The sequence below is a fragment of the Streptomyces sp. A1277 genome, from assembly GCF_004795015.1.
GTDB lineage: Bacteria > Actinomycetota > Actinomycetes > Streptomycetales > Streptomycetaceae > Streptomyces.
In genome coordinates this window covers 12,464-26,872 of sequence record NZ_SSBI01000025.1, presented here as the reverse complement: position 1 = coordinate 26,872, position 14,409 = coordinate 12,464, and the positions used below count along the sequence as shown (strand labels likewise).

Sequence of the window (14,409 nt, the reverse complement as noted above, 5' to 3'; positions counted from 1 at the left end):
GGCGGGAGCCCTGGGGCGTTGGCCGAATTGACGGAAAGTCGCCGCACCGACACAGTCGTTTCGCCAGGGGCGCGCCACTGATCGCCAGGGGCGCGCCACCCCGTGGCCGATTTCAGGTCTCGATCCGGTCGTTGACGCACCGCAGAACGGGGCGCGTGCCGAGGGCGGTCGGGTCCTCCAGGGCCGCCCCGGTGATCCGGAACGCGGTGCTCTCGCCCGGGAGGAGCGTGACGAGCATGTGGTCGGCCTCGGCGTCCGGGTGGAGGCGGTCGGGGAAGAGGGACAGGTCGCGGAGCAGGGTGCCCGCCGTCACCTCGACGCGGTACGCGGGCGTCGGGCCCTCTTCCTGCGTGACCGTCACCTCGTAGCGCGCCGGCGGGAGCGCCAGGCGGGTGTCCTCCTCGTAGAAGTCCAGGGTCCTGGTGTCGTCCAGGCGGGCGGACAGGAGTTCGCGGGTGGGGTCGGCGGGGGTCGCGAGCGACGGGGGCAGGGGGACGCGGGTGGTGGCGCGGGGGGCCGTGGCCACCGGCAGGTGCTCCTCGGCCAGGACCGTGCCGTCCAGGGAGTGCCGGGCCAGGTGGAGGGTGCCGGTCCACGGGGTCGCGGTGTCGTTGACCAGGTGGGCGGAACCGTCGCGTACGGCGATCAGGCGGTCCGCGTAGACCGAACGCAGCGCGTGCCAGAGCGGTTTGCGGCGGCCGTCGCCGTCGACCGCCGCCCAGGAGACGACCGGCCAGCAGTCGTTGAGCTGCCAGACGATCGTGCCCATGCAGTACGGGGCGTGGGAGCGGAAGTGGCGGATGCCGAAGGCGAGGGCGCGGGCCTGGTTGAGCTGGGTGAGCCAGTGCCAGTCGTCGAAGTCGGCGCCCGGCTGCGGCAGATGGTCGCCCAGGCCGCGCAGCAGCTTGGCGTTGCCGTCGTCCGCCTTCTGGTGGTGGGCCAGGAGCGGGGCGTCGGGGGTGAGCGGGCCGCTGACCGCACGGCGCAGGGTGGCGTACGCGGGCGGGCCCTGGAAGCCGAACTCGGCGACGAAGCGCGGTACCCGGTCCGCGTAGGCGAGGTAGTCGGCGCGGTTCCAGACGTCCCAGATGTGGATGGTGCCGTGGTCCGGGTCCTGCGGGTGGACGTCCTCGGTGCCGGAGTACGGGGAGCCCGGCCAGTACGGGCGGGTCGGGTCGGTCTCGGCGACGATCGAGGGCAGCAGGTCGTGGTAGTAGCCGTGGCCCCACGTGCGGTCGCCCAGTTCCTTCTGCCAGCCCCAGTCGGCGTGGCCCTCCAGGTTCTCGTTGTTTCCGCACCACAGGATCAGTGAAGGGTGCGGGGCGAGGCGGGTGACGTTCTCGCGGGCCTCGGCCGCCACCTCGTCCCACAGGGGCTGCTCCTGCGGGTAGGCGGCGCAGGCGAACGGGAAGTCCTGCCAGACCAGCAGGCCCTTCTCGTCGCACAGTTCGTAGAAGTCGTCGCTCTCGTAGAGGCCGCCGCCCCAGACCCGGATGAGGTTGACGTGCGCGGCGACGGCCTGGTCGAGGCGTTCGGAGATCCGCTGCCGGGTGAGGCGGGCCGGGAAGCAGTCGTCGGGAATCCAGTTCACGCCGCGCACGAAGACCGGCTCGCCGTTCACCGATACGCGGAACGCCTCTCGTTCAAGGGCGACGGCGCGGAAGCCCGTTCGGAGGTGGCGGACGTCGTCGCCGACGCGGACCTTCACGTCGTACAGCGGCTGTCCGCCGTGGCTGTGCGGCCACCAGACCTCGGCCTGGGGGACGGAGAGGGTGACCGAGACGCGGTGCTCGTCCTCGGAGGCGATGAAGACGGCGCCCGCGCCGACCACCCCGACCTCGCCCGACAGCGGCGCGAGGCCGTCGTGTTCGACCTCCACTTCGGCGGTCAGGCGCGGCACCCCGTCCGCGTCCAGGTCCGGGAGGAGCTTCACGGACGCGATGCGCGGGCCGCTCCACGTCTCCAGGGCCACCGGGCGCCAGATGCCGGAGGTGACGAGCGTCGGGCCCCAGTCCCAGCCGAAGTTGCAGGCCATCTTGCGGATGAAGGCGTACGGCTCCGCGTACGCGCCGGGGCGGTCGCCGAGCCGGTCGCGCAGCTCCTCGGCGTAGGTGTACGGGGCGGTGAAGCGGACGTCGAGCGTGTTGGCGCCCTCGCGCAGCAGCGGGCGGACGGGGAAGCGGTAGGAGCGGTGCTGGTTGGCGGTGCGGCCCACCTCGGTGCCGTTGAGCAGGACCGTGGCGACGGTGTCGAGGCCGTCGAAGCACAGGGCGGCGTGGTCGTGGCCGTCGGGCGTCCAGTCGAAGGTGGTGCGGTACGTCCAGTCGGTGCGCCCGATCCAGCCGAGCCGGGTCTCGTTGTCGTCCAGGTACGGGTCGTCGATGAGCCCGGCGGCGAGCAGGTCGGTGTGGACGCAGCCGGGGACGGTGGCGGGGACGCCTCCTGTGGGGAGCCCGGGGGGTACGGGGCCGGCGGGGTGCAGCGTCCAGCCGTCGTGCAGGGGCAGGTGGCGAAGGGTCACGCGGGGGTCCTTCCGCAGTCGGGGAGCTGGGCGCAGGCGACGAAGTGGTCCGGCTCGGTCTCGTACAGGTCGGTGGTGGCCGATGGGCCCGCCTCGTGGAAGGCGCAGGACCGGACCGGCTCCGGCGGGTCCCACGGCTGGTTGAGGCGGGGCACGGCGGCCAGCAGGGTGCGGGTGTAGGGGTGGAGGGGGTTGCCGAAGACCTTCTGGGTGTCGCCGCGTTCCACGATCCGGCCCCGGCGCAGCACGACGGTCTTCTCGGCGAGGTACGTGCCGAGCGCGAGGTCGTGGGTGATGTAGAGGACGCCGAGGCCGCGTTCCTTGAGGCCGGCCAGGAGGTTGAGGACGTCGATGCGGGTGGAGGCGTCGAGCATGCTGGTGATCTCGTCGGCGACCAGGAAGCTCAGGTCGAGCAGGAGGGCGCGGGCGATGAGGAGGCGTTGCAGCTGGCCGCCGCTGAGCTGGTGCGGGTAGCGGCCGAGGACCTGGGCGGGGTCCAGGCGCACATCGCGTACGGCCTTCTCGACGCGGTCGGCCCACTCCTTGTCGCCGACGCCGGGGTGGTAGGCGCGGCGGACCAGGTCGAAGACGCGGTCGGCGCGGAAGACGGGGTTGTAGCAGGAGAAGGGGTCCTGGAAGACGCCCTGGACGCGGCGGTAGAAGTCCTTGCCGGGGCGCACCCGCTGCCCGTCCAGGGTGAGGGTGCCGGAGCTGACGCCGGTGAGGCCGAGGATCATCCGGCCGATGGTGGACTTGCCGCTGCCGCTCTCGCCGATGAGGGAGACGACCTCGCCGGGTGCGGCGGTGAAGGAGACCCGGTCGACGGCGGTGACGGAGCCGCCGCCGAACGCGCCGGCGCGGTAGGTCTTGGTGACGTGGTCGAGGGTCAGCATCAGGCCCTCCAGCATGCGACGGAGTGGCGGGGGGCGATCTCCACGACGGGGGGCTCCTCGGCGCACCGCTCGTCGGCGACCGGGCAGCGGTCGCGGAAGCGGCAGCCGGCCGGCGGGTTCAGGAGGGAGGGCGGGGCGCCGGCGATGCCCTTGAGGGGCTGGTCGGCGTACCGGGCGCCGACCGCGGGGAGCGAGCCGAGCAGGAGCTTGGTGTACGGGTGGCGGGGCGCGGTCGTCAGGACCTTCGTGGGCGCCTTCTCGGCGAGCTTGCCCGCGTACATGACCATGATGGAGTCGGCGATGTGCGAGGTGAGGCCGAGGTCGTGGGTCACGAAGATCATGCTGGTGACCAGGCCCTTGTCGCGCAGCCCGGTGAGCGCGCCGACGACGGCCCGCTGGGTGGAGACGTCGAGCGCGGAGGTCACCTCGTCGGCGATGAGGACGGACGGGTCGAGCAGGGTGGAGATCACCATGACGGTGCGCTGTTTCATGCCGCCGGACAGCTCGATCGGGTAGCGGTCCAGGACGTCGTGGTCCAGGCCCACCAGGTCGAGCCTGCGGCGGAGTTCGGCGGTGTCCACGGTGACGCCGCGCGAGGCGAGCAGTTCGCGGATCATGCGCCCGATGCGCCGGGTCGGGTTGAGGGCGCTCATGGAGTACTGCGGGACGAGCGAGATGCGGTGGAAGCGGAAGGCGTTCATCGCCCGGTCGTCGGCCACCGGCACGTCGTCGCCGTCGAGGGTGACGGTGCCGCCCGCGTGCCGCATCCGGCCGTCGAGGCGGATCAGCGACTTGCCGAGCGTGCTCTTGCCGCACCCGGACTCGCCGGCAAGGCCCAGGATCTCCCCGTCGGCGAGGTCGAAGGAGACGCCGTCCAGGGCCCGCACCTCGCCGCGCAGGGTGCGGTAGTGGACCCGGAGATCGGTCACGGTCAGGGTCATGGGGTCCGGCCTCCCAGGAAGCGGTCGGTCGCGAGGTTCATGGCTCATGCCTCCCGGAGTTTCGGGTTGAAGACCTCGTCGAGGCCGACGTTGGCGACGTACAGCGCGCCGACGATCGCGGTGATCCCGGCGCCCGGCGGGACGAACCACCACCACATGCCGAGCTGGAGCGCGCTCCACTGCTGGGCGCTCTGGAGCATCAGCCCGAGCGAGACGCCCTCGGTGGGGCCGAGCCCGATGAAGTCGAGCGAGGAGGCGATCAGGACGGAGCCGCCGAACAGCAGGATGAACATCATGAAGAGGTACGAGCTCATGTTGGGCGCGATCTCGCGGAAGATGATCCGCCAGGTGCCGCTGCCGCTGAGCCGGGCCAGGTCCACGAACTCGCGGGTGCGCAGCGAGAAGGTCTGCGCCCGGATCGCCCGCGCCGCCCACGGCCAGGACGTCAGCCCGATGAACAGGCCCTGTACGGGGACCGAGCGGACCCCGAGGTAGGCGTTGATGATCAGCAGGACGGCCAGGGCGGGCAGCACGAGGACCACGTTGGTGAGCATGTTGAGGATCTCGTCCACGGCTCCGCCGCGGTAGCCGGCCAGGAAGCCGACGAGCATGGCGATGACGGCGGCGATGGCCCCGCCGACGACGCCGACCAGGAAGGTGGCGCGCAGCCCGTGCACGAACTGGGCGTAGACGTCCTGCCCGAAGGTGGTGGTGCCCATCCAGTACGTGCCGTCGGGCGGGGCGGCCTGCGGGCCGACGTATTCGTTGGGGTCGGCGGTGTCGAGCAGCGGCGGCCCGACGAGGCCGACGAGCAGGAGCAGTACGACGACGGTGAATCCGATGAGGAGCTTGGGGTTGCGCACGGCGTAGTGCAGCGTCTCGCGGCCGGGGCGGGTGGCCGGCGCGGAGGGTGCGGCGGGTTCGGCGGCCGGTTCGGGCACGGTGCTCATGACTGGCCTCCTGCCATGCCGGTACGGGTACGGGGGTCCACGACGACGTACACGATGTCGATGAGGAAGTTGGCGATCAGGACGCCGATGACGGTGAACAGGAAGGCGCCCTGGAGAAGGAAGAAGTCCTGGTTCTGGATCGCTGCCAGGATCAGGGAGCCGAGCCCGGGGTAGGCGAAGACGATCTCGGTGACGAGGGCTCCGGCCACCAGGACACCGAGTTGGAGGGCGAGTCCGGTGATCTGGGGCAGGACGGCGTTGCGGAAGGCGTAGCGGCGGATGAGGCGCTGGGGTGCGCCGAGGGCCGAGAGGTAGGACGAGTAGTCGGACTCCAGCTCGTAGATGATCATGTTGCGCATGCCGATGGCCCAGCCGCCGAGTGCGACCAGGAACAGCGAGAGGAACGGCAGCACCCAGTGCTGGAGCAGGTCCACGGCGAAGTCCAGGGACCAGTTGGGCTGGATGTCGAGGCTGTAGCCGCCGGAGAGCGGGAACCAGCCCGCCTTGGAGCCCAGCGCCCAGGCGAGGATGACGGCGATCCACATGTAGGGCATGGCGGTGAGCAGGTAGCCGGCCGGGAGCACGGTGTTGTCGAGCACCTTGCGCCGGGCGGCCAGCGCCCCGGCCCAGTTGCCGACGAACCAGCTGAGCAGGACGGCCGGGATCATCAGCCCCAGGGTGTACGGGAGGGCGTCGAGCAGCACGTCGGCGACGGGCTTGGGGAACACCCATATGGACAGACCGAAGTCGCCCTGGAGCAGGGCGCTCCAGAAGTGCAGGTACTGCTGCCAGACGGGCTCGTCGAAGCCGAAGAGGTTGTTGTAGTAGGCGCGCATGGCCTCGACGGCCTCGGGCTGCGAGACCCGGGCGCGGGCCACCATGGCGGCGACCGGGTCGCCGGGCATGAAACGCGGGATCATCCAGTTGACGGTGACGGCGACGACGAAGGTCAGCGCGTAGATGAGAAGTTTGCGGGCGAAGTAGCGGCGCAAGGAGGCTCCCCGGAGAGAGCCCCGCCGTGCGGGCGGCGGTCAGGTCGGCACCGCACGGCGGGGCGGTCATGGGTACGGGCTGGGGCGGCGGGCGCCCCGGAGCGGGCCGGCGCGGGGGCCGGCCGCTCTCACAACTGCGGGGTCACTTGGCGGGCTCGAGCTGGGTGAGCGCTTCAAAGCCGCCCATCTCCAGCCAGTTGCGCCACATCGCGGGTGCGTACTTGGGCGCGCCTTCGGCGTCCGAGGGCCAGTTGGTCCAGGTGCCGGTGGTGGACTGGGCCCACAGGCCGTTGTACCAGAGGGGGATGACGGGCATCTCCTTGAGCTGGATGTCCTGGATCCTGGAGATGACCTTCTTCATGCCCTCGGTGTCGTCGGTCTTCACCGCGCCGAGTTCCTGGACGAGCTTCCAGGCGTCCTCGTTCTCGTAGCGGCCGAAGTTGACCGTGTTCTGCTGCTTCTGGACGGGCAGCTGGAACATGTATTCGTAGTACGTCCACGGGGTGCTGGAGAGCTGGCGCTCGTTGTTGACGACGAGGTCGAAGTCGCCCTTGCCGCGCTGTTCGTTGAGGGCGTTGGCGTCGGGGAACTCGGTGGTGATCCTGATCCCCGCGGCCTTGGCGGACGAGGCGATGACCTTGGCGGCCTCCATCCAGTCGGTCCAGCCGGTGGGCACGGCCAGCTTGAGGCTGATCTTCGAGCCGTCCTTGTTCTCCACCAGCCCGTCGCCGTCGGTGTCCTTGTACCCGGCGTCCGCGAGGAGCTGCTTGGCCTTGGCGGTGTCGAAGGTGAAGCCCTCGCTCGCGGCGAGGCCCTTGTCGATGAACTTGTCCCACTGCGGGAGCAGCCCGGTCGGGTCGGCCGCCTTGACCAGTCCCCCGTACACGCCCTTGACGATCTTCCCGGTGTCGACGGAGGCGGCGAGCGCCTTGCGGAAGGCGGCGTCGCCCATCGGCTTCTTCGTGGTGTTGGGCACCAGCCAGGCGGTGTTGGCGGAGAGCATGTAGGGCGGCTCGTCGTAGTACGAGACGACCTTCTCGCTCTTGACCAGGGAGGCGGCGCCGGGCAGGAAGTTGTTGCTCAGGTCCAGCTGACCCTGGCCGAGCTGGCCGATGACGACCTCGTTGCTGGGGTTGGAGACGTCCACGATGTAGCGGGGCGCGGGCTTCATGGACAGGGCCTTCACACCCCACCAGTCGTCGCGCCGCTGCCAGACGACCCGGTCCTGGGTGTGGCTCTTGAGCGTGTACGCGCCGGTGCCTACGGGCTTGTCGTTGACGCCGTCCAGGACCTCCTTCTCGGAGCGTTTGCCCCAGATGTGCTCGGGAACGACGGGCTGCCCGTAGAGGGTGAAGTCCCACTCCTGGTAGCGGGCCTCCTTGAAGGTGAAGCGGACGGTGGTGGCGTCCACCGCCTCGGCGCCGGACAGCCAGCTCCACAGGCTGTGGAAGGAGGAAGCCTCGATCTTGCCGATCTCGTAGGAGTAGGCGACGTCCTCGGCGGTGAGCGGCTTGCCGTCGGACCAGGTGATGCCGGGGCGCAGCTTCACCTCGTAGGTCTTCGCCCCGGTCCAGCTGCCCGATTCGGCGAGCCAGGGCGTCAGCTTGCCCTCGTTGGGGTCGAAGTGGAACAGGGTCTCGTAGACCAGGCCCTTGGTGCCGGTGGCGTGGTCCCAGTTGTGCAGCGGGTTGTAGTTGGCCGGCGGACCCCACTGGGTGCCGGTGGTGTAGAGCGTCTCGTTACGGGGAAGCGCACCGCTTTTGCCGCCGGAGCCGCCCGAACCGCCCGCCGAGGAGCCGCCCCCCGTGCACGCTGTGGCGGCGAGTGCGATCACGGCGAGCGTGGCCGCGATCCGTCCCCGGAATCCCGTGCCCATCGTCCCTCCTTCTCCCCGCCGTCCCTGCCGAGCGGAGTTACTGAACCGGGTAAGTGCCGTGAAGTTAAGGCCGCCGGGTAACGCTGTCAAGAGTGCGGGAGCGCTCCCATTCCTCTGATCCGGCACGGGAGTTGGACGATCGTTCCTCGGCCGAGGGGCGGCAAGCGGGCGGCTCGGCGTCTAGGATGCGGGTGCAACACGAACCGGTTAAGCGAGGTCGCATGCCCAAACACCGCCCCACGATCGCCGACATCGCGGCCCGCGCAGGGGTGTCCAAGGTCGCGGTGTCCTACGCGCTCAACGACCGGCCCGGCGTCTCCCCCGCGACCCGTTCCGCCATCAAGGCCATCGCGCAGGAGATCGGCTGGCGCCCCAACAGCGCGGCCCGCGCCCTCACCCGCGCCCGGGCCGACGCGGTCGGCCTGGCGCTGTGCCGGCCCGCCCGGCTGCTCGGCGTCGAACCCTTCTTCATGGAGCTGATCAGCGGCATCGAGTCCGAACTCTCGCCGCGCGGCTGCGCCCTGCTCCTCCAGGTCGTCACCGACCCGGCGCAGGAGCTGGAGGTCTACCGCCGCTGGTGGGGCGAGGGCCGGGTGGACGGCGTCTTCCTCACCGACCTGCGCGACCCCGACCCCCGCATCGAGGGCGTCGCCGAACTCGGCCTGCCCGCCGTGGCGATCGGCCACCCCTCGGCGGCCGGACCGCTGCCCGCCGTCTGGTCCGACGACGCGGCGGCCGTCCGCGACACCTTCACCTACCTCGCCGCCCTCGGCCACCGCTCGGTCGCCCGGGTCGCCGGCATGCCGGAGCTCAGCCACACAGCGCTGCGCGACCGGGCCCAGCGCGAGGTCTGCGCCGAACTCGGGCTCGGCGAGCCGGTCATCGTGCACACGGGCTACTCCGGCGAGGACGGGGCGCACGCCACCCGCCGGCTGATCAGCTCGCCCCGGCGGCCCACCGCCGTCGTCTACGACAACGACATCATGGCCGTCGCCGGCCTCTCGGTCGCCCAGGAGATGGGCCTCGACGTGCCCGGCGACCTCTCCCTCGTCGCCTGGGACGACTCCCAGCTCTCCCGGGTCGTCCGCCCCCCGCTGACCGCACTGAGCCGCGACATCCCGGCGTACGGGGGCCGCGCGGCCCGCACCCTGCTCTCCCTGGTCACGGACGGTACCGCCGAGGGCTACGAGGACGCGGCGGCCCGGCTGGAGCCGCGCGGGTCGACGGGGGCGCCGCGGGCGTAGCCTCCCGGGGCGTGCGGGCCCCGATGTCATACCCGAGGAGGATGCCGAAGGCCGGATGATGCGACTCGAGAGGGCCCCGGGAACGGGCACCGGGAGTGACGACCGGGGGCCGGGCGGCGGAGACGATGGAGCGGTACCCCTGACCCGGGGCTCCGCCGTGCGGCGGGGCCCCGGGCGGGCTGCCGTCCCGTACGCACCCACCCACCCACCCTGGAGTCTGCCGTGACCACCATGTCCACCGCTCACCGCGCCACCGCGGTGGCCGCCCGCGCCACGGAACTGTCGAAGGTCTACGGCGAGGGCGAGACCAAGGTGACCGCCCTCGACCGGGTCACCGTGGACTTCCCGCAGGGCGAGTTCACCGCGATCATGGGCCCGTCGGGCTCCGGCAAGTCCACGCTGATGCACTGCGTGGCCGGCCTCGACAGCTTCAGCGGCGGTTCGGTGCGCATCGGCGAGACGGAGCTCGGGGCGCTCAAGGACAAGCAGCTCACCCAGTTGCGCCGGGACAAGATCGGCTTCATCTTCCAGGCGTTCAACCTGCTGCCGACGCTGACCGCGCTGGAGAACATCACGCTCCCGATGGACATCGCGGGCCGCAAGCCCGACCAGGAGTGGCTGCGCAAGGTCATCGAGATGGTGGGCCTCTCCGACCGGCTGAAGCACCGCCCCACCGAGCTGTCCGGCGGCCAGCAGCAACGCGTCGCGGTGGCCCGCGCCCTGGCCTCGCAGCCCGAGATCATCTTCGGTGACGAGCCGACCGGCAACCTCGACTCCCGCTCCGGCGCCGAGGTCCTCGGCTTCCTGCGCAACTCCGTGCGCGAACTGGGCCAGACCGTGGTGATGGTGACCCACGACCCGGCCGCCGCCTCCTACGCGGACCGGGTCATCTTCCTGGCGGACGGGGCGATCGTCGACCAGATGATGCACCCCACCGCGGACGGGGTGCTGGACCGGATGAAGGCGTTCGACGCCAAGGGCCGCACCAGCTGAGCCGGCCCCTGCCCGCGCTCCGTACCGCTTCCTCCGGCCCCCTCCCTCCCAGGACTGACAGACATGTTCCGTACCGCCCTGCGCAACGTGCTCGCGCACAAGGCCAGACTGCTGATGACGATCCTCGCCGTGATGCTCGGCGTGGCCTTCGTCTCCGGCACCCTGGTCTTCACCGACACCCTCGGCAACGCCTTCCGCAACCAGTCGGCGAAGAGCTACGACGACATCGCCGTCGCCGTCACCACCTACGCCGACCGGCGCGACGAGAAGTCCCGCGCCGTCGACGCGGCCACCCTGAAGAAGATCCAGGCCCTGGACGGCGTGGCCACCGCCACCGGCCGGGTCGACGGCTTCGCCGGGGTCGCCGACCCCGACGGCAAGCTGATCGGCAACGGCTGGACCAACACCGGCTCCAACTTCGCCCCCGGCAAGGACGGCAAGGACGCCGCGTACACCTTCACCGACGGCTCGGGCCCCACCGGGGCCGGCAGCATCGCCCTCGACGAGGACACCGCGAAGAAGGGCGAGTACGAGGTCGGTGACACGGTGCGCGTCGCCACCAACGGGCCGGTGAAGGAGTACACCCTGTCCGGGGTCTTCACCACCGAGGACGGCGCGGTCAACGCGGGCGGCAGCCTGGTGCTCTTCGACACCCCCGTCGCGCAGAAGCTGTTCCTGCGCCCCGGCGAGTTCAGGGACGTCTCCGTCTCCGCGGAGCCCGGCACCTCCGACCAGCAGCTGCTGGCCGCCGTGAAGCCGCTGCTGCCCGAGGACGCCGAGGCCAAGACCGGCAAGGTGCGCGCGGACGAGGAGGCCAAGCAGGCCGAGGCCGCTCTGGGCAGCATCAACAAGGTCCTGCTCGGCTTCGCCGGTGTCGCCCTCTTCGTCGGCGTCTTCCTGATCGCCAACACCTTCACCATGCTGGTCGCCCAGCGCACCAAGGAGCTGGCCCTGATGCGGGCCGTCGGCGCCTCGCGCCGCCAGGTCAAGCGCTCGGTGCTCCTGGAGGCCGCCGTGGTCGGCCTCATCGCCTCCGTCGTCGGCTTCGCGCTGGGCCTCGGGCTCGCCGTCGGGCTGCGCTCGGCGATGAGCCTGTTCGGCGGCAAGATCCCGGCCGGTCCGCTGGTGGTCGGCCCGACCACCGTCGTCGCCGCCTTCACCGTCGGCGTCCTGATCACCGTGCTCGCCGCCTGGCTGCCCGCCCGCCGGGCCGCGAAGATCCCCCCGGTCGCCGCGATGAACAGTGCGCACGCGGTGGCCACGGTCAAGTCCCTGGTGGTGCGCAACACCATCGGCGGCATCATCACGCTGCTCGGCGCCGCGGCGATCCTGGGCGGCGCGGTCAAGGCCGGGTCGGAGGGGCAGCTGCTCATCGCGGGCGGCGCGTTCCTGGCGCTGATCGGGGTCATCGTCCTGATCCCGCTGCTGTCCCGCCCGGTGATCGCCCTGGTGCGCCCGCTGCTGCGGCGGCTGTTCGGGGTCTCCGGCAAGCTCGCCGCGCAGAACGCCGTCCGCAACCCCCGGCGCACCGGCGCCACCGCCTCGGCGCTCGCGATCGGCCTAACCCTGGTCACCGGCATCTCGGTGCTCGGCGTCACCCTCGGCCGGGCGGTCGACAAGGCGACGACGGACAACATCAAGGCCGACTACATGGTCTCGATGGCGAGCGGTGACGCGCTCGACGAGTCGGCGCTGACCGCCCTGGAGAAGGCCGACGGCGTCACCGCCGTCTCGCCCCAGCAGGCCGTCTGGCTCACGATCGGCGGCAAGGGCGTCTCGGCGTCCGGCGTCACCCCGGGCGACGTGCAGCAGGTGCTCACCGTCGACGCCGTCGCGGGCTCCGTGGACTCGCTGGGCAAGGGCGAGATCGCCGTCGCGGAGAAGACCGCGAAGTCGCACGGCTGGAAGCCCGGGGACACCGTCTCCGTCACGTACGAGGACGAGAAGAAGAGCGAGCTGAAGGTCGGCGCCCTCTACAAGGACAACGAGTTCCTGTCACCGGTCCTCATCCCCCGCGCGGCCGTGGCCCCGCACGAGGGCCGGGCGGACATCCGCGAGATCTGGGTGAAGACGGACGGCGGCGCGAGCGCGGCCCACGAGCAGGCGCTGGTGGACGCGCTGGGCGACAACCCCGGCATGAGCATCATGGACCAGCAGGACATCCGGGACATGTTCGGCGGCAGCGTCAACCTCGCGATGAACATCATGTACGGGCTGCTCGCCATGGCGCTGATCATCGCGGTGCTCGGGGTCGTCAACACCCTGGCGATGTCGGTGTTCGAGCGTCAGCAGGAGATCGGCATGCTGCGGGCGATCGGCCTGGACCGGCGCAAGGTGAAGCGGATGATCCGGCTGGAGGCCGTGGTGATCTCGCTCTTCGGCGCGGTCGTCGGCATCGGGCTCGGCATGTTCCTCGGCTGGGCGATCGGGCAGACCGTGGCCAAGTCGATCCCGCAGTACGTGCTGGTCGTGCCGTGGGGCCGGATCGCGGTGTTCCTGCTGCTGGCCGGTGTGGTGGGGGTGCTGGCCGCCCTGTGGCCGGCCCGCAGCGCCGCCAGGCTGAACATGCTGACGGCCATCAAGACCGAGTAGCCGCACCCGCGCGAGGAGGGGGCCGGTGTCCGCGACTGCTGACACCGGCCCCCTCCGTCGTACGGCTCAGCCGGTCGCGTCGGCCTTCCAGGCGCGGGCGCGCAGCGGCATCCGGGAGGAGCCGTCCTCCTGCGGGCGCACCGCCAGGATCTGGTTGACGCCGATCTTGTTGCGTTCGAAGGAGAGCGCGGAGGCGGCCATGTAGAGCCGCCAGACCCTGGCCCGGCCGGGCGAGACCATCTTCAGCGCGTGCTCCCAGCCCTGCTCCAGGTTGGCGACCCAGCGGCGCAGGGTCAGCGCGTAGTGCTCGCGCAGCGCCTCGACGTCCCGGGCCTCGAAGCCGGCCTCCTCCAAGATGGCCAGGGTCCGGCCGACGGGGGCCAGTTCACCGTCCGGGAAGACGTAGGCGTCGATGAACGCGTCGATCTCGTACGCGGACTCGTCCTTCTCCGGGCGGCGGCCGATCTGGTGGTTGAGGAGGCGTCCGCCGGGCTTGAGGAGGGCGTAGAGGTCGTCGGCGTACTCGCGGTAGCGCACCGAGCCGACGTGCTCGGCCATGCCGATGGAGGAGATGGCGTCGTACGGGCCGTCGCGGACGTCGCGGTAGTCCTGGACGCGGATCTCGACGCGGTCGGTGAGGCCCTCGTCGGCGATGCGCTTCCTGGCGTAGGCGGCCTGTTCGGTGGAGAGGGTCACGCCGGTGACGCGGGCGCCGTACTCGCGGGCGGCGTGGATGGCCATGGAGCCCCAGCCGCAGCCGACGTCCAGCAGGCGGTCGCCCTCCTTCAGCGCGAGCTTGCGGCAGACCAGGTCGAGCTTGTCGCGCTGGGCGCTCTCCAGGGTTCCGGCGTCCTCCCAGTAGGCGCAGGAGTAGACCATGGACGGTCCCAGAACCAGTTCGTAGAAGTCGTTGCCCACGTCGTAGTGGTGGCTGATGGCCTCCTTGTCGCGGCGCTTGGTGTGCAGGGGGCCGCTGCGGCGGCGCACCTCCTCGGGCGGCGGCGTGGGCGGCAGCCCCGGCCCGGCCAGCCGCAGCAGCTCCTTGCCTGCCGCCCGCAGCCTCGGGTCGCGCAGCGCCGGGGCGCCGCTCCTGACGTCGTCGCCGCGCTCCCAGATCAGACCGGCCATCAGGCCCAGGGCCTCGTACAGGTCGCCCTCGATGTCGAGTTCGCCGGCCACCCAGGCGCGGGCCAGGCCCAGTTCGCCCGGCTTCCACAGCAGCCGGCGCAGGGCCCGGCGGTTCCTGATGACGAGGACGGGGGCGCCGGGCGGTCCGGATTCGCTGCCGTCCCAGGCCCGGATGCGGACCGGTAGGGGTTCTCCCAGCAACTCCTGGGCGAGAGCGGTCAGCCGCAATGCGGCGTCTGCCATGGCGCACACCTCCGTGACGGTGTTTCCCAACGTGCC

The 14,409-nt window shown here is 71.3% G+C and carries 10 protein-coding genes; 3 read left to right on the top strand and 7 right to left on the bottom strand.

The window, feature by feature from the left end:
• Positions 1-112: 112 nt before the first annotated feature.
• The 6 genes from E6R18_RS18305 to E6R18_RS18280 all read right to left on the bottom strand — a co-directional run bounded on the left by E6R18_RS18305 (position 113) and on the right by E6R18_RS18280 (position 8,173).
• On the bottom strand, positions 113-2,521 hold the full coding sequence (locus E6R18_RS18305) for a glycoside hydrolase family 2 TIM barrel-domain containing protein (RefSeq protein ID WP_136317972.1): 2,409 nt from the start codon (positions 2,519-2,521) through the stop codon (positions 113-115).
• Positions 2,518-3,429: an ATP-binding cassette domain-containing protein gene (locus E6R18_RS18300; RefSeq protein ID WP_240799778.1), complete on the bottom strand. Its 912-nt coding sequence runs from the start codon at positions 3,427-3,429 to the stop codon at positions 2,518-2,520. Before E6R18_RS18300 ends, E6R18_RS18305 begins: the two co-directional genes overlap by 4 nt.
• Positions 3,414-4,355, bottom strand: coding sequence for an ABC transporter ATP-binding protein (locus tag E6R18_RS18295; protein WP_136317971.1), 942 nt, complete (start codon positions 4,353-4,355; stop codon positions 3,414-3,416). The genes E6R18_RS18300 and E6R18_RS18295 overlap by 16 nt, the downstream gene beginning before the upstream one ends.
• Positions 4,356-4,399: 44 nt before the next feature.
• Positions 4,400-5,305: an ABC transporter permease gene (locus tag E6R18_RS18290; RefSeq protein WP_136317970.1), complete on the bottom strand. Its 906-nt coding sequence runs from the start codon at positions 5,303-5,305 to the stop codon at positions 4,400-4,402.
• Positions 5,302-6,297: an ABC transporter permease gene (locus E6R18_RS18285; RefSeq protein ID WP_136317969.1), complete on the bottom strand. Its 996-nt coding sequence runs from the start codon at positions 6,295-6,297 to the stop codon at positions 5,302-5,304. Before E6R18_RS18285 ends, E6R18_RS18290 begins: the two co-directional genes overlap by 4 nt.
• A gap of 142 nt (positions 6,298-6,439) precedes the next feature.
• Positions 6,440-8,173 (bottom strand): ABC transporter substrate-binding protein, encoded by a 1,734-nt coding sequence (locus tag E6R18_RS18280; RefSeq protein ID WP_136317968.1) that lies wholly within the window; start codon positions 8,171-8,173, stop codon positions 6,440-6,442.
• Between the two features lie 221 nt (positions 8,174-8,394).
• Here E6R18_RS18280 and E6R18_RS18275 point away from each other — a divergent pair, with 221 nt between their 5' ends.
• From E6R18_RS18275 to E6R18_RS18265, 3 genes are all read left to right on the top strand, one after another.
• Positions 8,395-9,417 carry a LacI family DNA-binding transcriptional regulator gene (locus tag E6R18_RS18275; RefSeq protein WP_136317967.1) on the top strand — a complete coding sequence of 341 codons (1,023 nt, stop codon included), beginning with the start codon at positions 8,395-8,397 and terminating at the stop codon, positions 9,415-9,417.
• Between the two features lie 222 nt (positions 9,418-9,639).
• Positions 9,640-10,410, top strand: a complete 771-nt coding sequence (locus E6R18_RS18270; protein ID WP_136317966.1) for an ABC transporter ATP-binding protein — start codon at positions 9,640-9,642, stop codon at positions 10,408-10,410.
• Positions 10,411-10,473: 63 nt separating this feature from the next.
• Entirely contained in the window at positions 10,474-13,002 is a 2,529-nt protein-coding gene (locus E6R18_RS18265; protein ID WP_136317965.1) for an FtsX-like permease family protein, read from the top strand.
• Positions 13,003-13,068: 66 nt separating this feature from the next.
• On the opposite strand, the gene E6R18_RS18260 is transcribed toward E6R18_RS18265, so the two are convergent.
• On the bottom strand, positions 13,069-14,373 hold the full coding sequence (locus E6R18_RS18260; protein WP_136317964.1) for a cyclopropane-fatty-acyl-phospholipid synthase family protein: 1,305 nt from the start codon (positions 14,371-14,373) through the stop codon (positions 13,069-13,071).
• Positions 14,374-14,409 lie beyond the last annotated feature (36 nt).

Excerpts from the sequence above, each read along its gene's own strand:
- E6R18_RS18275 (WP_136317967.1), top strand. The coding sequence starts at position 8,395 with ATGCCCAAACACCGCCCCACGATCGCCGACATCGCGGCCCGCGCAGGG.
- E6R18_RS18265 (WP_136317965.1), top strand. The coding sequence starts at position 10,474 with ATGTTCCGTACCGCCCTGCGCAACGTGCTCGCGCACAAGGCCAGACTG.
- E6R18_RS18290 (WP_136317970.1), bottom strand. The coding sequence starts at position 5,305 with ATGAGCACCGTGCCCGAACCGGCCGCCGAACCCGCCGCACCCTCCGCG.
- E6R18_RS18295 (WP_136317971.1), bottom strand. The coding sequence starts at position 4,355 with ATGACCCTGACCGTGACCGATCTCCGGGTCCACTACCGCACCCTGCGC.
- E6R18_RS18300 (WP_240799778.1), bottom strand. The coding sequence starts at position 3,429 with ATGCTGGAGGGCCTGATGCTGACCCTCGACCACGTCACCAAGACCTAC.
- E6R18_RS18260 (WP_136317964.1), bottom strand. The coding sequence starts at position 14,373 with ATGGCAGACGCCGCATTGCGGCTGACCGCTCTCGCCCAGGAGTTGCTG.
- E6R18_RS18280 (WP_136317968.1), bottom strand. The coding sequence starts at position 8,173 with ATGGGCACGGGATTCCGGGGACGGATCGCGGCCACGCTCGCCGTGATC.